This is a genomic window from Pseudomonas sp. MYb60 (genome assembly GCF_002979555.1).
Lineage (GTDB): Bacteria > Pseudomonadota > Gammaproteobacteria > Pseudomonadales > Pseudomonadaceae > Aquipseudomonas.
The window spans coordinates 13675-35224 of record NZ_PCOZ01000029.1; the positions used below are offsets into that span (position 1 = coordinate 13675).

General features: G+C 62.0%; 23 protein-coding genes and 1 pseudogene. 10 read left to right on the plus strand and 14 right to left on the minus strand.

The genetic code is table 11. The features are described from left to right. Positions 1 to 94: 94 nt before the first annotated feature. Positions 95 to 667, minus strand: a complete 573-nt coding sequence (locus CQ041_RS25025) for a nucleotidyltransferase family protein (protein WP_105524893.1) — start codon at positions 665 to 667, stop codon at positions 95 to 97. 264 nt (positions 668 to 931) lie between these two features. Then, positions 932 to 1165, minus strand: a complete 234-nt coding sequence (locus CQ041_RS25030; RefSeq protein WP_105524894.1) for a hypothetical protein — start codon at positions 1163 to 1165, stop codon at positions 932 to 934. Between the two features lie 293 nt (positions 1166 to 1458). On the opposite strand from CQ041_RS25030, the gene CQ041_RS25035 reads away from it, so the two are divergent. Then, positions 1459 to 1980 (plus strand): hypothetical protein, encoded by a 522-nt coding sequence (locus CQ041_RS25035; RefSeq protein WP_240995162.1) that lies wholly within the window; start codon positions 1459 to 1461, stop codon positions 1978 to 1980. 14 nt (positions 1981 to 1994) lie between these two features. Here the strand turns inward: CQ041_RS25035 and CQ041_RS25040 are convergent, their stop codons facing one another. Beyond that, positions 1995 to 2603, minus strand: a complete 609-nt coding sequence (locus tag CQ041_RS25040; protein ID WP_105524895.1) for a LysE family translocator — start codon at positions 2601 to 2603, stop codon at positions 1995 to 1997. A 113-nt stretch (positions 2604 to 2716) separates the two neighbouring features. Between CQ041_RS25040 and CQ041_RS25045 the strand changes: the two genes are divergently transcribed. The 3 genes from CQ041_RS25045 (at position 2717) to CQ041_RS25055 (ending at position 5310) form a co-directional block, all read left to right on the plus strand. After that, the gene (locus tag CQ041_RS25045) at positions 2717 to 3580 is read left to right on the plus strand and encodes a LysR family transcriptional regulator (protein WP_105524896.1); all 864 of its coding nucleotides are present in this window, start codon (positions 2717 to 2719) and stop codon (positions 3578 to 3580) included. A gap of 61 nt (positions 3581 to 3641) precedes the next feature. Beyond that, entirely contained in the window at positions 3642 to 4004 is a 363-nt protein-coding gene (locus tag CQ041_RS25050) for a hypothetical protein (protein ID WP_105524897.1), read from the plus strand. A 46-nt stretch (positions 4005 to 4050) separates the two neighbouring features. Continuing rightward, positions 4051 to 5310, plus strand: a complete 1260-nt coding sequence (locus tag CQ041_RS25055) for a hypothetical protein (RefSeq protein ID WP_105524898.1) — start codon at positions 4051 to 4053, stop codon at positions 5308 to 5310. A 27-nt stretch (positions 5311 to 5337) separates the two neighbouring features. Here the strand turns inward: CQ041_RS25055 and CQ041_RS25060 are convergent, their stop codons facing one another. The 5 genes from CQ041_RS25060 to CQ041_RS25080 form a co-directional block, all read right to left on the minus strand. Continuing rightward, positions 5338 to 5964 carry a glutathione S-transferase family protein gene (locus CQ041_RS25060; RefSeq protein WP_105524899.1) on the minus strand — a complete coding sequence of 209 codons (627 nt, stop codon included), beginning with the start codon at positions 5962 to 5964 and terminating at the stop codon, positions 5338 to 5340. Positions 5965 to 6033: 69 nt separating this feature from the next. Then, entirely contained in the window at positions 6034 to 7773 is a 1740-nt protein-coding gene (locus CQ041_RS25065; protein WP_105524900.1) for an OPT family oligopeptide transporter, read from the minus strand. 78 nt (positions 7774 to 7851) lie between these two features. Then, complete coding sequence (locus CQ041_RS25070) at positions 7852 to 9909, minus strand: methyl-accepting chemotaxis protein (RefSeq protein ID WP_105524901.1); 2058 nt, start codon at positions 9907 to 9909, stop codon at positions 7852 to 7854. Between the two features lie 208 nt (positions 9910 to 10117). Continuing rightward, positions 10118 to 10813 (minus strand): tRNA (adenine(22)-N(1))-methyltransferase TrmK, encoded by a 696-nt coding sequence (locus tag CQ041_RS25075; RefSeq protein ID WP_105524902.1) that lies wholly within the window; start codon positions 10811 to 10813, stop codon positions 10118 to 10120. 206 nt (positions 10814 to 11019) lie between these two features. Then, positions 11020 to 11943: an ABC transporter substrate-binding protein gene (locus tag CQ041_RS25080; protein ID WP_105524903.1), complete on the minus strand. Its 924-nt coding sequence runs from the start codon at positions 11941 to 11943 to the stop codon at positions 11020 to 11022. Between the two features lie 253 nt (positions 11944 to 12196). Here CQ041_RS25080 and CQ041_RS25085 point away from each other — a divergent pair, with 253 nt between their 5' ends. Further along, a complete protein-coding gene (locus tag CQ041_RS25085; protein ID WP_105524904.1) occupies positions 12197 to 13438 on the plus strand; it encodes an acyl-CoA dehydrogenase family protein in 1242 nt (413 codons plus the stop codon). 100 nt (positions 13439 to 13538) lie between these two features. Here the strand turns inward: CQ041_RS25085 and CQ041_RS25090 are convergent, their stop codons facing one another. Further along, on the minus strand, positions 13539 to 14441 hold the full coding sequence (locus tag CQ041_RS25090; protein ID WP_105524905.1) for an MBL fold metallo-hydrolase: 903 nt from the start codon (positions 14439 to 14441) through the stop codon (positions 13539 to 13541). A 79-nt stretch (positions 14442 to 14520) separates the two neighbouring features. Between CQ041_RS25090 and CQ041_RS26330 the strand changes: the two genes are divergently transcribed. Next, positions 14521 to 14667 carry a hypothetical protein gene (locus tag CQ041_RS26330; RefSeq protein ID WP_156088635.1) on the plus strand — a complete coding sequence of 49 codons (147 nt, stop codon included), beginning with the start codon at positions 14521 to 14523 and terminating at the stop codon, positions 14665 to 14667. Here the strand turns inward: CQ041_RS26330 and CQ041_RS25100 are convergent. Both CQ041_RS25100 and CQ041_RS26270 read right to left on the minus strand, forming a co-directional pair. Continuing rightward, positions 14660 to 15991, minus strand: a complete 1332-nt coding sequence (locus tag CQ041_RS25100) for a hypothetical protein (RefSeq protein WP_146116091.1) — start codon at positions 15989 to 15991, stop codon at positions 14660 to 14662. The two genes, CQ041_RS26330 and CQ041_RS25100, sit on opposite strands and share 8 nt — an antisense overlap. Positions 15992 to 16093: 102 nt before the next feature. Further along, the gene (locus CQ041_RS26270; protein WP_146116092.1) at positions 16094 to 16603 is read right to left on the minus strand and encodes a hypothetical protein; all 510 of its coding nucleotides are present in this window, start codon (positions 16601 to 16603) and stop codon (positions 16094 to 16096) included. A 233-nt stretch (positions 16604 to 16836) separates the two neighbouring features. Here CQ041_RS26270 and CQ041_RS25105 point away from each other — a divergent pair, with 233 nt between their 5' ends. Genes CQ041_RS25105 through CQ041_RS25115 form a run of 3 tightly spaced genes read left to right on the plus strand, consistent with a single transcriptional unit; the run spans position 16837 to position 18293 of the window. Beyond that, the gene (locus CQ041_RS25105) at positions 16837 to 17862 is read left to right on the plus strand and encodes an alpha/beta fold hydrolase (RefSeq protein ID WP_105524908.1); all 1026 of its coding nucleotides are present in this window, start codon (positions 16837 to 16839) and stop codon (positions 17860 to 17862) included. A gap of 54 nt (positions 17863 to 17916) precedes the next feature. After that, positions 17917 to 18069, plus strand: a complete 153-nt coding sequence (locus tag CQ041_RS25110; protein WP_105524909.1) for a DUF2986 domain-containing protein — start codon at positions 17917 to 17919, stop codon at positions 18067 to 18069. Between the two features lie 44 nt (positions 18070 to 18113). Beyond that, the gene (locus tag CQ041_RS25115) at positions 18114 to 18293 is read left to right on the plus strand and encodes a DUF1289 domain-containing protein (protein WP_105524910.1); all 180 of its coding nucleotides are present in this window, start codon (positions 18114 to 18116) and stop codon (positions 18291 to 18293) included. Positions 18294 to 18296: 3 nt separating this feature from the next. Here the strand turns inward: CQ041_RS25115 and CQ041_RS25120 are convergent, their stop codons facing one another. Further along, positions 18297 to 19088, minus strand: coding sequence for a DNA/RNA non-specific endonuclease (locus CQ041_RS25120; protein ID WP_105524911.1), 792 nt, complete (start codon positions 19086 to 19088; stop codon positions 18297 to 18299). Positions 19089 to 19181: 93 nt separating this feature from the next. Beyond that, positions 19182 to 20399: an MFS transporter gene (locus CQ041_RS25125; RefSeq protein ID WP_105524912.1), complete on the minus strand. Its 1218-nt coding sequence runs from the start codon at positions 20397 to 20399 to the stop codon at positions 19182 to 19184. A 123-nt stretch (positions 20400 to 20522) separates the two neighbouring features. Between CQ041_RS25125 and CQ041_RS25130 the strand changes: the two genes are divergently transcribed. Then, positions 20523 to 21137, plus strand: coding sequence for a TetR/AcrR family transcriptional regulator (locus CQ041_RS25130; protein WP_105524913.1), 615 nt, complete (start codon positions 20523 to 20525; stop codon positions 21135 to 21137). Between the two features lie 110 nt (positions 21138 to 21247). On the opposite strand, the pseudogene CQ041_RS25135 reads toward CQ041_RS25130, so the two are convergent. Continuing rightward, positions 21248 to 21469: pseudogene (locus tag CQ041_RS25135) on the minus strand (integrase core domain-containing protein); the annotation flags it as partial. Between the last annotated feature and the right edge of the window lie 81 nt (positions 21470 to 21550).

Consider the following 21550-nt stretch of genomic DNA (forward strand, 5'->3'; position numbering starts at 1 on the left):
GTCGGTCCTTGGCTGGGGGTTTTAGCTTGGAGGTGTAGTGCCTGGGTAAAAGTTCACTGGCGCGTGGATGCAATGTTGTCTCACCCCCGGCCTTTCACACGGGTGAATCGAGTCTCACGATCTTCAACCAGGGCCACCTCGCCTGGTAACTCCTGGCCTTCCGCTCGAACAGCTCCATCTCCGGGTGCAACGGGTTGATCCGCAATATCCCCTGTTCCACATCGTCCAGCCCATACGGCGCGTACACCTCCCCCGTCGCCACCTCCAACCCGATGCACGTACCCGCCACCAAATACCGATCAATCCCCTGCCTGGCCGTGTGCAACTGCGGGTAGGGCCGGCCAAACCGTTGCTCATACCAGAGGTGCACGCGCGCCTGGTTCTTCACCTCGACATTAACCCCCAGGTCCTCGAACAACCGCTCCACCGCACGGATCACCGCGTCCTCAGCCTCGTAGGACACGTCGGTATCAAAGTAAAAAACGTCGTAGTCCTTGATCCCCTGGTCCACCGGCAGATTCGCCTGATGGTTCCACACCGCCTGGAACAGACAGCCCGCCGTCAGAAAGCACTGCTCCAGCCCCAACGTGGGCAAGCGTTTGTAGAGTTCGGCGTTGATGGGGTTGCTCATGGCCAGCTTGAGCAAGGTCTCGACAGTCAATGTCATGGAAGCTCCCTGAAGTGCGCTGCGTGTTCGACCGCTAACACTACACCAACGCGTAAAGGGTTTCGTGACAGGACGTGTTCTTTGCACGTTGCTGCGGCCAAAATGAACGGCCCACGATTTTCGATCATGCGCGGGATCCGTGTCAGTCTGGGTTTTCAAGCGGTGACGCCAGGGTTTGCCCTTAAATAGCGGCAACACCCACGCCTCTGATGCCAGAGCCTTGCACTCCGGTGCAGACAAACCCCAGAACTGTGGCGGGGGAGCTTAGCCCTTCAGCTCCCCCTCCCGCTGGCTCGCCGCATCGTCATACGCCACATACAACGACTCCGCCACCTGGCTTTTGATCGCCTTGCTGGCCTCCAGCCCCAGTACAAATCCCTCCGCTTTGCCGCCTGCGCGGTTGAGGTCTTCAGGCGTGGCAGCACCGGCGATGGCATCCAGCAATTTACTGGCATGTGGGCCTACGCCTTTGGGCAGGCTGATGTGGTCGATAGTCATGGCGGTACCTGTAAAGAAATGATCGGTAGCGCGTTAAACCACTGCCGGGGTGGCATGGTAGACCCATTGAATGAAAACGCGAAGGGCTGATCCGCCCCGAAGACTGTCGTCCCACGCGACCGCCAAGGTGCAGGTATTCATCGACTGGGTAATTGAAATGAGGGTCAACCCTGCACCCGTGTGTTGGAAGGGATTGATGCTGGAACGGCGTCTTGGCGTCAACAACGCCTTCTTGCATACTGCGCCGGCCTCGAAAAAAGGCCTCTGGATATTCAACCCGCATGGAGCACCGCGTGAACAAATCGCCTTTCTTCTGTCTCCCCCTCCTCGCTGCCCTCAGCGGCTGCGGCGCCATCACCGATGTACGCTCATTCTCCACCCCCTATTCAACCCCGCCTGGCGGCGAGACCGCACGCCTGCGGGTGATGAGCGATGGCATGGTGCGCGGCGTGCCCAAGTCCGACTGCGTGAACTTCCGCCTGCCCGGCGCCGGCGTGATGGTGGCCAAGCGTGATGGCTTTGCCAACCGCAACGGCGAGACCCTGGGCATGGCGCCGGTGGAGCGCTACTCGGACGCCACGGTGATGACGGAACTGCTGGTGCCCGCCGGCCAGCCCATCGCGTTCCACTACATTGGTAACCGTTGCTACAACATGTTCAGTTTTGTGCCGCAGCCGGGCATGGACTACGAGCTTGACGCCGCCAGCCGCTACAAGTGCGGCGTGACGCTCAAACGCATGGCGTTCGGCAAGATCGAGGGCACGTCCGAGCCGTTGGGCGAAAGCAAGTTGTGCAAGTGGGGCGACAACCTCTAAGGGCTGTCACGCCCTCAGCTGTGAATCGGCAGGGCCAGGCCGAACGCGACGAAGAACCCACCGCAGACTTTATTGAAGCGCCGCCCGGTGCGGGCCAACCATGGCCGTACCCGGTGGGCGGCGCTGGCCACCAGATACTCGACGATAAATTCCACCACGGCGTAGGTAAGCGCGATGGCGGCAGTCTGCGCGATGATGTTTCGGTGGGGGTCGAGGAACGGCGGGATAAAGGCGGTGAACAGCAACAGCGCCTTGGGATTGGAAATCGCCGACACCAGCCCTTGGCGAAACAGCGCGCCGTTGCGCAGGCTGGCGGTGGCGGCCGTTTCCAGGCTGACGGGGGCTGCGCGCCACAGGCTGAAACCCAGCCAGATCAAATACAGCCCGCCGACGATCTTGAGCGCCATGAACCAGGTGGCCGACGCCTTGATCAGCGCGCCCAGGCCCAGCGCGCACAGCGCGAGCACCAGAGCAAAGCCGAGCACACCGCCGCTGATGGTGAACAGGGTGCGACGGCTGCCGTGCAGGGCGCCGTGGGTGAGCACCAGCAGCGCGTTGGGCCCCGGCACGACGGCGATGCCGAAGCAGGTAATCACATAAAGCAACCAAGTGTCGAAGGGCATGGCGAGGTCCGGCGGGTGTGGATTCAAGGCTGCATCTTGCGATGCAGACAATCGCCATGAAAAGCGCATAATTCGCAGCTCAGCCATTCGATTAACGAATAGAGGGAAACCGGATGCCGTCCAGCGATTTGCAGATCGATTGGCTCAAGTGTTTTGTCGCGGTGGTGGACGCCGGTTCGCTGTCGGGGGCAGCGCATGAGGTCAACCGCTCGCAGTCAGCCGTGAGCATGCAGATGAAGAAGCTGGAGGCCGCATTGGGACGGCCCTTGCTGAGCCGTGGCCCGCGCCATCTGCAACTGACTGACGACGGCCAGACGCTGCTCGGCTACGCACGGCGCATGCTGGCGCTGCATGCCGAGACGCAGGCGGCGTTTCATGGTGAAGGCCTGACCGGGCGCATCCGCCTGGGGGTTGCCGAGGATTACGCGGCGCGCTACCTCACCCCGGTGCTCAAGCGTTATGCGCCGCGTTACGCGGGGGTGGAGATCGAGCTGACGTGCGAGCAGTCCACCGCGCTGATCCCTCGCGTGCGCAGCGGCGACCTGGACCTGGCGCTGGTGTCGCGGGACACGCCCCACAGCGGCACATTTTTGTTCAAGGAGCCGATGGTGTGGGTGGGTTCGCCGCAGTTCGAACTGTGGCGTCGCGACCCGGTGCCCATTGCCGTGTATGAAAGCGAAAGCCTGGCGCGGCGCTACGCGGTGAACTCGTTGGCACAGCAGGGCCGGCAGTTCAAGGTGGTGTACAACAGCTCCAGCCTGGCGGGCCAGGTAGCGGCGGTCGAGGGTGGTTTGGCGATTGCGGCGATCACTCAGTGCACGGTGCAGCCGTCGTTGCAGGTGTTGAGCGGCGAGCATGGCCTGGGCAGTATCGAGCCGATGGAAGTGACCATCGTGCGCAGCCGGGCCTCGCGGGGGGCCAAGGCGGTCAATAGCCTGCATGCGTTCATCATCAGTGCATTGAGGGTTCAGGGCTGACGGGTGGACGATCAGCGTCTTGGCCCGTTACCCTGCGAGACTTTTCCAGCCGGTAGCCATCATGCCTTCCACCCCCCGCGAGATCGCGCGACTCGAACGCCAGCTGGTCGCGGCCCTGACCGACGCCTGCGAAACCGCCAAGGCTGAAATTGCGGGCTTTGAATGGCTGACGCACACCGTCAACCCGGGTGATTTCCCGCAATCCCTGCGCATCACCTGGGTGTTCGACACCCGCGCCAGCCAGGACCACGCCCTCGCCGCCGGCCTGGATGCACGCATGCGCGAGCTGACCGCCGCCGCCCTGCAAGACGCCGGCATACCGACCGTACAATTGAACCGATGCGTGATTTTCGACTCCGAAGAGGCGTGCCGCCTGCACCACCACGGCGATTGGCGTTTGCGCCTGACCCGTTCGGCCAACTAGATCACCCCGCCCCCGTATGACGTTATTGGATAAGGAAGTCTCACCCATGAAGTTGCCGTTCCCCGCGACCTTGCTCGCCTGCGCATTACTGCTCCCCTCCCTCGCCCACGCCGCCGATGCGCCGCTGACCGATACGCTCAAGGCCTTCACCCGTTGTGACGCGGAGTTTTTCTCCAAGCTGCACGCTCATCGCGATGAGTGGAAGGCCTACGCGCCGCTTGAAGTCGATAAGGAAAATGCCTGGATCGCAGTACGAAACCGTGCGAGCGACAAAGAGAATTCGGTGCCGATCAGCACGCCACCCATCGTGGGGCTCAAGTTGTTGTCGTACTCCGACATCAGCGCGGAAATGGACGAGTTGGGCAATTACTATTACTGGGGTTTCACCGTTCAGGGCAGCGTCGACGAGGTGGCGCGGTTGATGGTGCCATTGATGCCGCAACCCGCGCTGTTGCAACGCGCCGGCAACGGCTACGTGCGCAGTGAGGTCAAGGATGGCAACACCTGGCGCGCGATCGTCGCCCAACCAAGCACCGCGCCGGGCACCCAGCGTGTGGAGCGCTTGCTGCTGATCGAGCCGGAAGCCAAACAGCGTGATCAGACACGCGTCAGTTGCTCGGTGCAAGGTGGTGTCGACGGCGCGTTGCTGGCACGCCTGCGCCCGGACATCGCGCCGGCGAATTACCCGCAGCGCACCCCCGACACCGCCATCGACAGCGTGGCGGTGGACCCGGCGCTGATCAAGCGCCTGGAGTCGCCGCTGCTGCAGCCGAAGTTCAAGACCCTGTCCTATACCTATGTGTCGCGCAAGGGCAGCGCCATTGATGGCCGGCCCGTCACCGTCGAATTCACCACGGACGGTGGCCTGCTGAAGAAGAACGAAATCTACAGCCCCAACTTCCATGTGGAACGGCTGACCCAGGCGGACCTCATTCAGCTCAAGGGCAAGATGAACGGCATCGGTGACGGACGCGTCCTGCTGACCCGTGACGTGAAGGTGAAAATGCCGAGCCGTTGGGCAGCCGGCGAAACCTTGAGCGCCACTTTCGACATGGTCGACGTACCGGCCAAAGCTTCAGACCGGCCAACCAACAACGCCATGACCTGCACGGTTGGCCAGCGCTTCCCGGCCCGGCAGATCCACACCGCCTTGAGTGGCGATGCGATCCGCTTGGCGTGCGACGCGGACGGGTACCAGACCTCACGCGCCTTTATCGAGGACCTGGGCGTGGCACTGACGCTGGATTCGACATCGAAGTCGGAGCGCACTGTGTATGAATTCACCGAGGTAAACGTAGTGAAGTAACCCCGAACCTGTAGGAGTCATGCCCGCCTATTTGGCGAACGCGTATTCCCCACCCTTCTCGACCGCCTTGCGATACGCCGGGCGTTCCTGAAAGCGTTGCACCCACGCCGCCAGGTGCGGATAGGCCTGCAATTTGCCCTGAGCCCCGGCGACTTCGCCGATGAAGCTCATCTGGATATCCGCGCCGCTCAACTCGTCGCCCAGCAGATACGGGGTCTGCGCCAGCACGTCATTCAGATACCCAAGGTAATTGGCCACTTCCGACTCGATGCGCGGATGCAACGGCGCGCCCGCTTCGCCCAGGCGGCCGACATAGAGGTTGAGCATCAATGGCAACATCGCCGAACCCTCGGCGAAGTGCAGCCATTGCACATACTTGTCGTAATCGGCGCTGGCCGGGTTCGGTTGCAGGCGCCCTGCGCCGTGGCGGCGGATGAGGGAGTCGATGATCGCGGCGGACTCAATCAACACCTGGCCGTTCTCCTCGATGACCGGCGACTTGCCCAGCGGGTGAACAGCCTTGAGCTCGGGCGGTGCCAGGTTGGTCTTGGGGTCGCGCTGGTAACGCTTGATCTCGTAAGGCACCCCCAGCTCTTCCAACAGCCAGAGGATGCGTTGCGAGCGGGAGTTGTTGAGGTGGTGGACGGTGATCATGGGGTGCTCCGCTACGTGAGGGTGAGGTGTTCAGCAAGAGACTACGCTATCGCCGTGGAGTGCCGTGAATCATCGCCCCAGCATCGCCCACAGCGACGCCCCCACCCCGGTGACGCTTTCCCCGGCGATCAACCCGGCAGCGGCAGTAATCGCGAAACGCTCGGTGATGCTCGGCCATCGGCAACTCACCAGCCAGGTGAGAATCGCACCCAGGGCCATCATCAGCGACACCGACGCCGGCAACACAAAAGCCAGGCCCAGTGCCGCAGCGCTGGGCAGGTAGCGGGCGCGGTGAGCGGGCAAGGTGCTGTCCAGCACACCGAGTACGATGCCAACCACGCCGCCAATCGCAATCGCCCAGCGGATGCTTGCCGACAGGGAGTCCAGACCGTGGCTGAGGGTCATCGCGACGGCCTTCCACGTGGCGACCGCCGGTGCCGGCCATTCTTCGGTGAGCAGCATGGATTGCGGGTCGGGGATCAGTGCCAGGTAGGCGAATACACCGACGATGCTGCCGATGAAAATCCCCAGTACCTGAGCGATCACCTGTTTGTGCGGCGTCGCGCCGATGGCCTTGCCCACCTTGAAGTCATTCATCAAGTCAGTGCATTGGCCGGCCGCGCCGCCGGCGGTGTTGGCACTCATGAGATTGATCGGCACCTGGCCCGGCGCGACGATGCCGAAGCTCAACTGCGAGAGGTGGCCGATGGCGCCGATCGGCGGAATACCGGTGGCGCCCACCACGCGCGCGGCCACGGCAGCGAGGCAAATGGCCAACGGGATGGTGAGCAACGCCATCCACAGGTTGATCCCGAACAGCAGCGACTGCAGGCTGACCACCAACCCGATCGACAGCAAAAAAGCGGCGGCCGGGCCAGGTTTCGGCACTGTCCAAAGCGTGCCACCGGCGGACCGGGTGGACCGGCGCAGGGCCGTTAATCGAATCGCCAGTGACGCCAGGGTCGAACACACCATCAGGCTCACACCCGGCCACAACAGCCACTCCACCAGCGCGGCAAACTGCGGGCCGCTGCTGTCGGCGGGCAACGTCACCAAGTCCTGCGCCAGCAGCCACGACCCCAGACCACCCCAGGCGAGCAACGCACCCAGCAGCAACGTAAGCCCCACCCGAATGCCGATGATGCCGCCGAAACCCACCAGCAACAGCGAAGGGTCGGCGGTGAAGGTCAGGCGCTCCAACTGAGCGCTCGGCGACCCGCGCGGGATGGCCCACAGGAACGTATCCATCCACTTAACGCCCGCGGACAGCAACGCGGCGCCCAGCAGCACTTTCAAACGGCTGGCGGCTTCACGGCCGTGGTTATAGATATGCAGCAGGGTCTCCAGGGTGGCCATGCCTTCGGGAAACTTCAGTGCACGGTCATTGAGCAGTGAAGGCCGCAGGTACCAGGCAATCCAGATGCCGAGAAAACTCACCGAAAACACCCAGGCGATCATTGGCAGCGCATCCAGCTGATTGCCGGTGAGCAAGGTATAAGCCGGGATCGGCGCCACCAGCCCGCCGGAAATGATCGACGCTGCCGCCGAGGCGACGGTCTGGTTGATATTGCTTTCGTGCAACGTCCACGGCAGTTGCGCGCAAGAGCGCTTGGACAACCCCTGCCAGAGGGCGTACCCCACCAGCAAGGCGATGATCGACATGTTGAACGACCAACCGATCTTCAAGCCGGCGTACACGTTGGACGGCGTCAGCAGGATACCGAGCAGCGTCCCGGTGATCACCGCACGCAGGCTGAGTTCGCGCTCGACGGGAGTGACCTGGGGGGTAGCGGGCGAGGCTGAGGTCATGCAGATTCCTTTCGGCAAGGTAACGGAGTGACCTTACCAGTGAGCCTTGAAAGGGGCTGATGGTTCCTCAATCCACCCTCACCCCAACCGAAACCGCGCGGTGTTATCGCTCAACGCCTGGCTGCCCTTGCTCAACGTGTCCGCCGCCCGGTTCACCGCCCGGGCGCCATCGAGCAACCGCCCTGCCGCCTGGTCGACTTGCTGGATATTGCCGCTCACCTCATCCGCCGTGGCGGCCTGTTCTTCGACGGCCGTGGCGATTTGCGCGAGGGTGTCGGTGACGGTCTGCACGGCACTGGCGATCTCGCCCAGCCGCGCACCCAAGCCTGTGACCGACTCGGCGTCGTTCAACGCCTGTTCGCAGGCGGCCCCCATCAAGGTGACGGCCTGGCTGACGGTGGCGCGCAGGCTGTCGACGGTGCCGGCGATTTGCGCGGTGGACGCCTGGGTGCGCTGGGACAGGCTGCGCACTTCGTCGGCCACCACGGCAAAACCACGGCCCTGCTCGCCGGCGCGGGCGGCTTCGATGGCGGCGTTGAGGGCCAGCAGGTTGGTCTGTTCGGCGATGCCACGAATGGTGTCGACCACCGATTGAATCTGCTGGCCTTGCTGGTTCACCTGTTCCAGTGCGTCGGCGGTGTCGGTCAGGCGCAGGTTGAGCTGCTGAATGCTGGCCGTGGTGCGCTGGCTGTCGCGGCTGCTGTCTTCGGCGATGCGCCGGGTGTGCTGGGCGCTGCCGGAGGCTTGTTCACAGCTACGGGAAACCCCCATGGACGTCGCCGCCAACTGAGTGGCAGCGGCGGCAATCTGGCTGATTTGGTGTTGCTGGTCTTCGACTTCCGTGAGGGTGCTGCCCGACTGCGAGTTAAGGGTCAGCACCGCCGAACCCAGTTGCTGGGTCTCGTGGTTGACCCCCAACAAGCTGGTGCGCAACTGCACCACCGCCACATTGAGGGCCGTGCTGATGGCCGCCAGTTCGTCGCGTCCCTGCACGGCCACTTCCACGCACAGGTTGCCGTCGCGCAGGGACTCGGCCAGGGTGGTGATGCCGCTGGCGCTGCGGCGGATGGAGGCTTGCAGGCACACGAACAGGTACAACGCCGCCAGGGCCAGCAGGCTGAAGGTGACCGCCACCGGGATGATCTGTTGCAGCGAGCGGCTGTGGTAGTAGCTGAGCCGCGCATCCAACGCATGCAGCGACTGATTGCGCAGGGCGCCGAGGCTGTCGAGCATGGTGTCGACGCTGCTTTCGAACGCCGCGGTGTCGAGCTTGATGGTGCCGCCGAACACCCCGTCATCCAGGACCTTGAGCTCGCTGTCCAGGCGCTGCAGGCTGTTGTCGTATTGCGTCGTCCAAGCCTGGATGCCGTCGTATGGCTTGGCCTTGAGCGAGCCGGCGGCCTTGGTCAACTGGTCTTGGGCATCACCGATCCGGCCGCGCAAATCGCGCATCTGCAAGCGGCTTTGCAGGGTGAACTGCCCCGAAGCGATGGAGGATTGGCCAACGCTGGCCATGCGCCCAATGCGCTCGATCAGGTCTGGCGTGTGCTGGGTGGACATCTGCATCAACAGATAGGTTTCCAGCCAGGGGTCGAGGATCAGGCCGGAGTCCAGGGTGATCTGCTCGCGCAGGGTTTGCATCGCCGTCAACGCGGTGGTGAAGCGGTCATAGCCGTCCGGCCACCAACCCACGGTGCGCAGGGACTGGGAGTCCATGCCCTTGACGGTGGCCTGCAACGCGGCGAAACGAGCGAGGATCTCGGCGCTGGCATGCTGGGCCTTGAGCGCGTCACCCAGGGTTTGCAGGCTGTGCTGGATCAGCGGGAAATTGGCGTCGACCTTGTCCATGGCTGCCTTCGCCGCCGGAGTCGGCGCGTGCAGGATGTCGGCGGCTTTCCAGCGCGCGGCCAGGTTGCGTTGGGCAATGAGTTGAGCGTCCAGTGCATCCAGGGCCAGCAGTTGCTGCACGCCGGTCTGCTCGCTGGAGATCACGCCGAGCTTGCCGCGATAGTCCAGGCCGATCATCCACAGGCTGCCGGCCAGGGGCAGCATGAACAGCAAGAACAGGATCTGGAACTTGCGCGCAAAACCGAAACGGCCGAGCAGGCGGATACCGGGTGATAAAAGGCTGTGCATGTCCGACCACTCCCCAAAACAACCTTGAAATGACTAACGGCAAAACGCCATGTCATTGATTGGGAAGGAACAAGCAAGATGTGGGCCGCTGGTTAAACCCTCGTGAACAGGCGCTTGCGGGCATGAAAATCGATGTGCCATGCACAACAACGGGGCACAGGCTGTCACCGTTGAACACACCTGCGCTGTCCCCGCCGGCGAAGCAGTGTCAGCCCAGCAAGGCGGTAATCCAACGGATTTGCTGGGTGATCTCGTCAACCTTGCCTTGCGGCACCTTCTGCCGCGCCTGTTCGAAACCGGCCAACGTGTTCTGCTTCTGGCGCAACAGGCGTTGCCATTTGGCCAGGAATGCCGCAGTGCGCGCCTGCATCTGCAGCGGGCCGAAGTACAGTTGCTCGGCGCTATAGGCCACCGGGCCAGCACGCTCGGCGACGATGATTTCGTAGTAGAAGCGGTTCTCGTGCAGCAGCTCTTCGGTGAGGAGGGTGTAGCCGTTCTCCATCAACCATTGACGCAGGGGTTGCTCGCCGCCATTGGGCTGCAGCACCAGGCGCTCGCTGCCGTTCAGATGGGCCTTGCCGGCGTCGAGGATGTCGCGAATCGTCTCGCCGCCCATGCCGCACAGACTGATGGCCGTGATCCCATCACCCGGCTCAATGGCGGCCAAGCCATCCGCCAGGCGCACCGTGATGTGAGGCTCCAAACCGTTGTCGCGCACGGTACGCTGGGCCGCGAAGAACGGCGTGGCCGCCACCTCCCCCGCCACCGCCGCGCTGATCAGGCCACGGCGCAGCAGCGCCACGGGCAGGTAGGCGTGGTCCGAGCCAATATCGGCCAGCCGCGCGCCAACCGGCACGTTCGCCGCCACGCGTTCCAGGCGCATGGATAAAGTGTGTTCGTTCAACGGCGGTTCCTTTGCACCACACAATGGAAGACGCCCGCGAGGGGGCGTCTTATTTAACTCAAGATAAGCACCGATGAATCCGGGCTGTCGAGAAAGCGCGCTGCTTTATAGACGTTGGCGCCGCAGGTATCAAGATTGAGGATCGGCCTGTCCTCGGCAACGAATGTTGGAGTGTGCATTTCACTGACCGGGTTCGCGGCGTTTATTCAAAGCACCCGATCAAACAACGGGGCCACGTCATACCGCTGCTTCAGCATCTGCGCATCCAGCAGAAAATCCGCGGTCGCCTGGGCCTCACTCACGATGGTCGGCGAGATCGGCAGCACGGTGATCGCGTCGCGCTTGAACCACACTTTGGCGATTTCCGGCGCCGACTGGTTAGCCTTGGACCAGGCCTCGGCGTATTCGTCGATGTGGGTATTGCTCCACACCCGGGCGCGGGTCAGGCGGGCGATGAAGTCTTTGATGATCGCGCTTTTTTGCGCCAGGGCCGGCTCATACGCAACCACATAAGTCGGCGCGCTCATCAGGCCCTTGGCATTGCGGATCAGGCTGCTGCCTTCTTTTTCCTGCAACGACACGTAGGGCTCCCAGGTACCGAAGGCGTCGATGTCGCCCTGGGTCAACGCCAGGCTGGCTTCAGCCGGCAACAAGTATTTGAAGTTCACGCTGCTGCGCGGCACACCGGCTTCATCCAAGGCTTTGTAGGCCAGTTGCTGGCTCCATGAGCCGTTCCAGATGGCCACGGTCTTGCCCTTGAGGTCGGCCACCGAATGAATGCCCTTGCGCGCAACGATGCCCACGCCATCAAGGCTGGTCTGGGTGCTGGCGACGACTTTCACCGGCGCACCATTGGCCGCCAGGCTGATCACCGGCGTGTCGCCGACAATGCCCACGTCCAGCGCGCCGCTGGCGACGGCCGAGGCCACCGGGGAGCCGGTGTTGAAGCGCTTGAAGTCGATTTTGTAGGGCAGGTCTTTCAACTCGCCGGACAGTTCCAGCACGATGCGGTTGGAGAAGAATTGGTCGCCCACGGTGAGGGTCAGCGGTTCAGCCGCCCAGGCCGCAGGGCCGTGCAGCGCAAGCGAGGCCAGGCCCAGCAGGGAAAGGAGGGTTCGACGGTTGATCATAAAAAAGTCCCACAGGGTTAATGGCTGTTTCAACCATCTGTGGGCATGCAGTCTGGTCGTTGGAAATGCGCAACGCAGGTAGACGTTATCGTACTAAAGCCGCCGGGTTTAATACTGATGGGCAATAACGTTAGAACCGCCAGGCAGTGGGCTAGCTGGTTTTCGTATTAAAAACTTTGGCGCCCCTGGGTTAGGGTGAAGCCACCAGACCACTGGACCCCAGCACCTGACCCCCATTCTGCAAGGTCCATTCATGTCCACTTCCACGTTGCACCTCTGGGGCGCACCGCCCACCGCCCGCTACGAACAACTGGCCGCGCCGTTTCGTCCCCTGTTTGCGCGGATCCTCGCGCAGGCCGCCGAAGCAGACCAGACACGCGCCAGCCTCGCGGCGGTGATCCAGCAACTGAGCGCCTTGGGCTTGCCGCGCTGGCGGCTGCCGGCCAGCTACGGCGGCCAGGACGCGACCCTGGTGGAATTGCTGGCCCTGCTCAGCGAACTGTCCGCCGCAGACTCCAACATCACCCAGGCCCTGCGCGGGCACTTTGGTTTTTGCGAGGACGTGCTCAGCGCCAAGGACCTCGACTGGCGCGCCCGCTGGCTGGACCGCCTCGGCCAGGGCGCCCTGCTCTCCCCCGGCAGCACCGAGACCGGCACCCAGGCGCGTGGTGATTTCGGCACCCGCCTGCACCGTGATGCCAACGGCGCGCTGCGCATCACCGGCAAAAAGTTCTACACCACCGGCGCGCTCTACAGTGATCTGATCAACACCATCGCCACGGGCGAAGATGGCGTGGTGTACAGCGTGGTGGTCGACCTCAAGGCTCCCGGCGTGCAAATCCTGGATGACTGGAACGGCTTCGGCCAACGTCTCACCGCCAGCGGCACCTGTGTGTTCGACAATGCGCCGGTGCTCGACGACGACCTGCGCCCGACCCAACAGCGCTTCGGCCATGGGCAATCGTTCTTCCAGCTTTACCACCTCAGCACCCTCGCCGGCATCGCTCGTCGCGCGGCATTGAGCGGTGCAGCGGAACTCAGCCAGCGCGCGCGCACGTTCACCACCGGCAATGCCGACAGCGCGGGCGATGACGTGCAACTGCTGCAAGTCATCGGCGAAGTCGCCAGCCAGGCCTACGCCGCACACGCTATCGCGCAACAGGCGGCGGTGCGCCTGGAGCACACGGCACAGTACGTGATTGGGCATGACCAGCCGCTGGCGGATGACGACGCACACGTCGCACTGGCGGAATTGGAAGTGTGCCTGGCGGTGAACCCGGTGGTGGATGCGACACTAACAGCGACCACCGCGCTGTTCGATGCCCTGGGGGCCAGCGCCACCGCGAGCAACAAGGCGCTGGACCGCCTGTGGCGCAATGCGCGGACCTTGGCCAACCACAATCCGCGGGTGTACAAGTCGCGGATCGTGGGCAATTACCTGGTCAACGGGATCTTGCCGCCGGCCCAGTGGCGAGTGGGGGTCGCGAAGAGCTAGGGCAGCATGTGGGGGGCCTCAGGTACTTTCGGGGGCGGGTTCAGGGCTGCTTCGCAGCCCAGCGCGGGCAAGCCCGTTCACCACAAACGCGCCTCTTCCGTCAGTAATCCCAGAACGCCGCCACCCAGCGAAATGCATCCCCCTCCACCACCACCCGCCCCACGGATGGAAACGGCAGGTGCGTCGCCACGAACAACTCGCCACTGGCCGCCGCTTCGTTCATCAACCGTACCCGCACGCGCACGGATTCTTCAGGGTCATGCTCGAAGCCGTTGTGCCAGTCCGGGTGCTCGAAGGCCACCGGGAATAGCGCGTCGCCGGCGAAGGTCAGGCGCTCGCCACCGGCGTTGACGTACACCACGCTGTGGCCAGGTGTATGGCCGCCGGTGAGTTTGGCGGTCACGCCGGGCGCCACTGCGTGTTCGTTATCGAAGGTATGCAGGTTGTCCCGGTACAGCGCCATGAATTGCTGGGCGGTAGCCTTGAGTACATCCGGCACCGGCGCGGGCATGTCGGTGTGGGTGAAGTCCGGCGAGGCCCAGAAATCGACTTCCAGCGCGGCCACATGGATGCGCACGTCGGGGCGCAGTTTGTTCTTTACATCGTCCACCAGCAGGCCGCCGATGTGGTCCATGTGCATGTGGGTGATCACGATATCAGTGACCGACGACAACGCAATCCCCGCCGACTCCAGGCGCTTGGGAAACTGCCCGGCGCGGGGGAAACCGGGGAACTGCCCACCCAGGCCCGCATCCACCAGGATGACCTGCTCGCCACTGCGCACCACCAGCACGTTCAGCGCCCAGTCGAAGGCGTCAGGCCCCAGGAACATCTCCTTGAACCACGCTGCACGCGCCGCCGGGTCGGCATTGGTGGACATGGTCTGCGTGGGCAGCGGCAGCACGCCGTCGCTGATCACCAATACATCGATGTCGCCGACGCGTACTGCATAGCGCGACGGTACCAGTTCTTCAAAGGTGGGGGCTTGCAGTTGCGTCGTCATGGTCGCTCTCCTGTTGTTTGAGGCGAAGGCATCGCCTGCAAAACAGTGTGCGACGGGTCAACGGCGTCCGGAACCATACATGGGTATGGCGGTTGCACACCTAAGGCTGGAGCAAGAAAACCGCCAGCACCCGCACGAGCATGCGGTCGCGGGCGTCCAGTTGTGCAAATTCCACACCATCGCCTTTGGCACCGAAGGCGGGCACAAGCCGGACGAGTTTATCTGACGCTTCTCAGAAACTTGAAAAGATTACCGGGACCCATGTAGCGGATTGGGGGTTGATCCCGCCCCCCCTGGAGAATGTCCAGCAACGTCCGCTTGGAATACTTAGGCACAGAGACTTGGGACGTTTGCTCGTCGACGGCATTATCGGATTTGCTCAAAACACCCGTGCGTTTGTCCAGCCTATAGCCCTGCGCCTTGCCTAATTCAGTCAACGCCCATACACCATTGGTAACTCCACTGAGCGCTTTGGAGGGTGGCAGCCTTGTGTCCTTGTGCGTCGTGCGAACAATGTGATCCTCAAACACCGCATTGTCGAAGGCCGCGAACTCGCTGCCAAGGCGAGGTTGGTCGGCCCCTTCGCTGGAGAGTTTGCTCACCATTCGCTCCAGGAAGGGTAAACCACCGACGTTCATGAATGCCCCATGCCCTGGATCCAAGACGTATCGCAAAAAGCCCTGGTCTATACGGGTACTGTTGATCGCCGCACTATTCAGGATGCGAGAGGCGATTGCCCTGTCCTCTGGCTTGAACTCATAAGACACCTTATAACCGTCTGCGTCGTAATGGCCAATATTGCCGTTCCCGAGCTGGCGACCGTCGCTGTAATTACGATAGGTGCTGAGTGATTTGATCAACCGATCAACGTATTCGAGCGCTGCACCTTCCGCTTGAGCGTAAGCGTACATGTCCGATATGAGCGAACGGTCATCCAAATTGAGAAAGTCGCTGGATTTTTGAGCGATGTTGTAAAGCGTCGCAGGTGGCTGAGCTACGGGCGGTTCTCTGCCGCCGAATAATCGCGAAATCATGATCTCACGACCATTATTGGGTAGTGGTTGTGTACTCGAAACCGCTGGAGAAGCGATGGTCTGCAGCGCCTCCCAGGCTGCGCGCCGCTCATTGATCGTGAATGGGCCGCCTTCGTCGTGGGCAATCAAGTTGAGTTGCTCCGTCGCCAGACGCTTGAAGGGATTGACGTCAGACCCATTGACGAAACCCGTCGCCTGTCGAGCTCGAGCCAAAAGCTCCAGATTACTCGTGTTTGGGATCTCGGCATCATGCTGCGCCTTGTTCGCGAAATAAGTGCTACCCGTTATCGACTCAAGTTGATGGCTCTTATGCCCTGGGCGCGTGTCTGCCTGCATTGCAGCATCACTCAATTGACGAGCCAATATCGAAACGGTGGTGGCATCCTCATCATTTGTAGAAAAGCGCGCATCCGCCTGGCTTTTATCATCAGTCTTGAGAACTGCCGCTGCGGCACTGATGGTACGACTAGTCGCATGATGGCGAGGTGCCGAGGTACTGGCACTGATATCGTTCATACATTCATCTCACACAAGGAGTGGCAAATATTTCAAACAACTATCGACCTTCGAGAATTAGCGAACACTCACGAACCGAACAACCGCGAGCGTATCCGCCACTCAATAGCGATATTTCAATATTATTGAATCGACGCCTGCAGGTCGGGCATAAGGAGGTGAGCCACCCAGAACACTGTGTCGAATATCAATAATCGAGCCAGGCCCGAAAGGCTGATCGTTAAAACGCAGTATCACCCCAGACGAGTTCGGGAAAATGGTTTCACAGCTACGCGTAGAGCTGAAGGGGCGGTAGTAGCACAATTCCACGCTGTCGTTGAGTGTCTGAGGGTAATAGGTTGTATTCCATCGAATCTCTAGCAACTCCTTGGGCTTCAGGCTCGCGTCTCTGGGAATGTCGCTATGGGAGATATTGAAACGTGAGAACCCAATACTCGGATCAATATTGGCATTAGATAAAATCAGCACAGGACCCGGCGCTGCCGATTTTGAAACAGTACTCTCCGCCGCGAAAACAGGATGACCCATCAACAATACTGCGCAAACCACACATACACGGAGCAATATTTTGTTCGATTCCATCAAACGTGAGTGGGCAATTAAACTTTTCATTGTCATCACCATGAAGTTAGTAAACCTAATTCCAGCGAGTTGTAAGCATCACCCCCCAACCATTGCACGATCTATTAACCACCGAAACCCAGCTGCTTCCGAAAATCATGAATGACCATTCTGTAAGACTTAAAAGCAGGATCCCGTCAGTAACTTCCTAGTCCCGCCTCCCCTCTACTCAAACCGCCGATTTACAGGCATGCTGCGCGCTCACTTCAAGGACGATAAAAACAGTGAAAACGACCCTCGCCGCGCTGTTGTTGTTTTGCCTGACCCCCCCTGTCCTGGCCGGCAACACTGCCATCGGCTTTCAAAACACTACCCTCGCTGACCCAGTCCGCCCGTTGCAGATGGTGGTCTGGTACCCCGCCACCACCGCCGCCACACCGCAATTGATCCGTGACGATGAGGTGTTTCACGGCGCTCTCGCCGTGCCCGACGCGCCACCGGCCAGTGGCACGCACCCATTGGTGGTGATTTCCCACGGCTACGGCGGCAATTGGGGCAACCAGGTGTGGCTGGCAAGTGCGTTGGCGCGGCAGGGTTTTATCGTCGCGGCAGTCAACCATCCAGGCACCACCAGCAAAGACCGCAGCCCCGAGGCCGCCGCGCAGCTGTGGCAACGGCCCAAGGACTTGAGCCGCGCCATCGATGCCGTACTCGCGCAACCCAAGCAATTCGGTGCGGTGACGCCCGACCGCATCGCCGCAGTCGGCCATTCCCTCGGCGGCTGGACCGTGCTGGAAAGCGCCGGTGCACGCTTCGACCCGGTGCTGTTCGCCAAGGACTGCAACGTTCATGCGCAACTGTCCGGGTGCCAGGCCTACCAGAGGATGAACCCTGACAGCGCCAAGGTAGCCGCGGACTTGCGTGACAAGCGCATCAGCGCGGTGGTGTCCCTGGACCTGGGCCTGTCACGGGGCATGACCGACGCCAGCCTCGCAACATTCTCAGTGCCCGTATTGGTGCTGGCGGCAGGTGCTGACGCGCCGGAACTGCCTGCCGAACTGGAGTCCACCGACCTGGCCAGGCGCTTGCCGAAAGCCTCGACGCAGTACGTGAAAATCAGCGATGCCACCCATTTCAGCTTCATGGCGATCTGCAAAGCCGGTGGCGAAGCGCTGATCGAAGAGAGTTCGCCGGGGGATGGGATGATTTGTCACGATGGTGACGGCGCGCGTCCACGGGAGGTGATTCAGCAGCAGGTTGTAGCGCTGATCAGCGGGTTCCTGGCCGGGCCGGTCGATGACAAGCGTTAGGGGCGACTCAAGGGCTTGAGGTATTATCCTTCCTCACCCGTCGGACACACCCCAATGAATCGTCAGAAAAAACTCCAGCAGTTGTTCAAGGCCAAAGCCAAGAAAGCCAGCGCCAAGCTCGCGCCCAAATCCAAAGATAAATACATCAGCAAGGCCGACCGCCTGAAGCTCGCCGAAGAGGCCGGCGCGAACGTGGAGCAAGCGTAACCAGCTTGCTCCACGGTGCAGTTCAATGATCAGCGGGTGACAACGTGGCCAAAGACATCGAAAACCCCTGCATTTCCGTTTGCCAGCTCAGCGGCGATCTGTGCGTCAGTTGCGGGCGCAGCAAGGACGACATCCGTAAATGGAAACGCATGAAGCGCCCCGAGAAGATGGCCGCCGTGCAACGTGCAACCCAGCGCTTGAAGGCGCTGAAGAAGTCCAAGTAACGATCAGCCCCGACCCACCGAGCCCGACACCGGAAGATTGCCGAGCAATTTAAGCCCGGTGCTTTTGACGAAGGTGGCGTAGTCCATCGGTTTCTGGATTCGCGTCTCGGCGTTGGGCAGTACGTACGCCCAGGCGCGCCCGGACGACGCGTCGTACACCAGCTTGAACAGCCGCGTCGGCACCCACACCTTGTTGGCGCCGATGGTGCGATAGCCTTCGTCGAACAACGGCCCGGTGAACACGTACACATCCCCGCCGGCCCGCAGGGCGAACTTGCGCACGTCGGCTTCGACCTTGCTCCAGATCTTGCGGTTGTGGGTGGGGTCCTGGGGCACCATGTTCGACAGCGCGAACGACTGCGCCATCGCATGGGCGTTGGGTGCGTCGGCCGCTGGGGACTGGTGACCACGGTCCATGTGCTGGGCGCGGTAGTCACTCAGTTCGGCGCGCCCAGCCTTGGGGATGCGCGGGTCGGCATAGAACTGGTTGGTGCGCTCCTCGCCCTTGGCATCTTTCAATTTCGCCGCGTTCAGGCGCTCGACCACCACCAGCGGGGTCTTGCTGGTTTGCGAGTACAGCACCGCAAAATGATCGGAACACAACGCCAATGGTTTCATGCTGGCGGGCACGGTGGCGGTCTTGATCGGTGTCGCGGAGGGAAATAATTCGGCGCAGCTGTCAAAGGACAGCTGCCGTTCCTGTTTGGAATAGAGGTCGGCGACGGCACGGGCGTGAGCCCCGGTGGAAAACAGAACGAGGGCCGTCAGCCCGGCTGCAAGGTTGCGTAGGCGCATGCATAAATCTTCGAAAGGAGCGAAAGCGGCAGGCTCCGGCGTGCGGAGCCAAGTGGATGATATTTCGAGGATTATTGACTTTCAGATGTGGGATTAGTGCCCGACCGACGCAGGTTTTTCCGCACTGCGTGCACCCGGCTTGAAACCATGCCCGCGCGCGCGCCAGGCAATCAACAGCGCTACACCGATCAACCCCAGCATCGCCCACGGAAACGACGCCACGCCCCAGCGATCCAGCAGCACCCCGCCTACCACGCCGCTGCCGGCAATCGCGCTGTTCCACGCCACCACGTTAAGCGACAGCGCCACGTCTGCACCGTCACCTGCCGCATCGGCCAGGGCGGTTTGCAACAAGGTCGCGGCGCCACCGAAACTCAGGCCCCAGACGGCCACCCCCAGGTAAATCACTTCGGGCACCTTGCCCATCAGGCCGAATACCCCACTCACAACAGCAAACGTCGCCAGGCTCACCAGCACCGTTTTACGCAGCAGGGGCTCGACCAGCCTGGCCGTCAGCCAGATCCCCGCCAACGCCGCAACCCCGAACACCAGCAGCACCAGGTCCACGCGCTCGGCCAGGCCCGCCGGTGCCACGAACGGCGCGATGTAGGTGTACAGAATGTTGTGGGCCAGCATCCAACTGATCACCACCGCCAACACCGGCCGTACACCCGGGGTGCTTAGTACTTTGCCCAGGGACACGCGCTGGTCGGCGGCCTGGGGCGGGTAGTCGGGGACTTTCACCAGCACCCACGCGATCAGCGCCAGGGTCAACGCTGACATCAGGCCGAACGTGGTGCGCCAACCCACCAGGCCGCCGAGCCACGTGCCGAGCGGCACCCCCAGCGACAGCGCAATTGGCGTGCCGACCATCGCCAACGCCAGTGCCCTGCCCTGTTGATGGGGCGCGACCATGCGCCGGGCGTATCCCGCCAGCAGGCTCCAGGCCAACCCCGCCGCCACGCCGGCGAAGAAGCGTGCCACCAGGGTCACGCCATAATGGGACGACAGCGCCGTAATGGTGTTGAACAGCAAAAAGCCGACGATGGTCAGCAACAGCACATTGCGCCGACGCCAGCCACGCGTGGCGATCGTCATGGGGATGACCGCCAGCACCGAGCCCAGCGCGTAAGCCGTGACCATTTGCCCGGCCATCGACGGAGAAATCGCCAGGCCCTCGCTGATCAAGGGCAACAAACCGGCCGGCAGGGTTTCGGTGACGATGCAGATGAAGCCAGTCATGGCCAGGGCGAGCAAAGCGCCAATGGGCAGGCGTTCGGATGACGCCGTAAGGGTCAGTGAAGGTGTCACGGGGCTACTCCTTGAGAGACTTAAATACTGATCGATACAGATGTTGCAGGTGAGTGCCTCACGTTGTCAACGACTTATGTATCGACTAGTATTTATCTCGCCTTCCCACCCCGGAGACCTCACATGGCACAAATGGGCCGCCCGCGTAATTTCGACCGCGAGCATGCCGTGGAACAGGCCTTGCACCTGTTCTGGCAGCACGGCTACGACGCCACCTCTCTCGCCCAGCTCAAGGCGGGCTTGGGCGGCGGCATCTCGGCGCCGAGCTTTTACGCGGCGTTCGGCTCCAAAGAGGCGCTATTCGATGAATGCGTGCAGCGTTATCTCGCCACTTACGCCCAAGTCACCGAATGCCTGTGGGACGAAACCCTGCCACCACGCCAGGCCATCGAGACGGCGTTGCGACAATCGACGCGCATGCAGTGCGAAGACGGCCACCCCAAGGGCTGCATGGTGGCACTGGGCGTGATGAGCGCGCCGAGCCCGGAGCATGCACGGGTGGCGGATGCGCTGACCCAATCACGGCTGCGCACTCGGGCCGGAATCGTGGCGTGCGTGGAACGCGGAGTGCGTACCGGGCAATTGCCGCCGCACACCCAGGCACAGGTGATGGCGAGCGTATTCGACGGATTTTTGCAGGGCGTGTCGATCCTGGCGCGGGACGATGTGCCCTACGGGGTGATCGATGGGGCGATTACCCAGCTGATGATGACGTGGGAAGCCGCTGCGTCGAATTGACCTGACACACCTTCCCTCGTCCCGTGGCGAGGGTGCTTGCTCCCGCCGAGCTGCGCAGCTGTCCCAACACCAATGTCTAGTCCTGAAATAGGTTTACACCTGTTTCAGTCTCAGAACGCTCGATGCGCCGCATCGGGCGTTTTGTATTTCAGGGACATGTGTGGCCTCTCCCCGTTGTAGATCAGCACCGACTCACCCACCATTTTTACGGCATCCGCCAGATTTTTAGGGCGATACAGCAGAAACTCGGTCTTCAAAATGCCGTTTATCCGTTCCGCCAGAGCATTCTGGTAGCAGTCATAGCCGTCGGTCATCGAGCATCTGATGCCATGACTGTGAATCGCCCCTAGTTTCGTAGACACCTCCAAGCCTTAAAATGAGGCCCATTAGGAGGTGCCATGAGCAACCAGCGA

Coding starts and splice junctions, on each gene's coding strand:
- CQ041_RS25070 (WP_105524901.1), bottom strand. CDS start 9,909: ATGCACAGCCTTTTATCACCCGGTATCCGCCTGCTCGGCCGTTTCGGT.
- CQ041_RS25080 (WP_105524903.1), bottom strand. CDS start 11,943: ATGATCAACCGTCGAACCCTCCTTTCCCTGCTGGGCCTGGCCTCGCTT.
- CQ041_RS25085 (WP_105524904.1), top strand. CDS start 12,197: ATGTCCACTTCCACGTTGCACCTCTGGGGCGCACCGCCCACCGCCCGC.
- CQ041_RS26270 (WP_146116092.1), bottom strand. CDS start 16,603: ATGAAAAGTTTAATTGCCCACTCACGTTTGATGGAATCGAACAAAATA.
- CQ041_RS25090 (WP_105524905.1), bottom strand. CDS start 14,441: ATGACGACGCAACTGCAAGCCCCCACCTTTGAAGAACTGGTACCGTCG.
- CQ041_RS25060 (WP_105524899.1), bottom strand. CDS start 5,964: ATGATCACCGTCCACCACCTCAACAACTCCCGCTCGCAACGCATCCTC.
- CQ041_RS25055 (WP_105524898.1), top strand. CDS start 4,051: ATGAAGTTGCCGTTCCCCGCGACCTTGCTCGCCTGCGCATTACTGCTC.
- CQ041_RS26330 (WP_156088635.1), top strand. CDS start 14,521: ATGGGTATGGCGGTTGCACACCTAAGGCTGGAGCAAGAAAACCGCCAG.
- CQ041_RS25100 (WP_146116091.1), bottom strand. CDS start 15,991: ATGAACGATATCAGTGCCAGTACCTCGGCACCTCGCCATCATGCGACT.
- CQ041_RS25110 (WP_105524909.1), top strand. CDS start 17,917: ATGAATCGTCAGAAAAAACTCCAGCAGTTGTTCAAGGCCAAAGCCAAG.
- CQ041_RS25120 (WP_105524911.1), bottom strand. CDS start 19,088: ATGCGCCTACGCAACCTTGCAGCCGGGCTGACGGCCCTCGTTCTGTTT.
- CQ041_RS25050 (WP_105524897.1), top strand. CDS start 3,642: ATGCCTTCCACCCCCCGCGAGATCGCGCGACTCGAACGCCAGCTGGTC.
- CQ041_RS25040 (WP_105524895.1), bottom strand. CDS start 2,603: ATGCCCTTCGACACTTGGTTGCTTTATGTGATTACCTGCTTCGGCATC.
- CQ041_RS25130 (WP_105524913.1), top strand. CDS start 20,523: ATGGCACAAATGGGCCGCCCGCGTAATTTCGACCGCGAGCATGCCGTG.
- CQ041_RS25030 (WP_105524894.1), bottom strand. CDS start 1,165: ATGACTATCGACCACATCAGCCTGCCCAAAGGCGTAGGCCCACATGCC.
- CQ041_RS25065 (WP_105524900.1), bottom strand. CDS start 7,773: ATGACCTCAGCCTCGCCCGCTACCCCCCAGGTCACTCCCGTCGAGCGC.
- CQ041_RS25025 (WP_105524893.1), bottom strand. CDS start 667: ATGACATTGACTGTCGAGACCTTGCTCAAGCTGGCCATGAGCAACCCC.
- CQ041_RS25045 (WP_105524896.1), top strand. CDS start 2,717: ATGCCGTCCAGCGATTTGCAGATCGATTGGCTCAAGTGTTTTGTCGCG.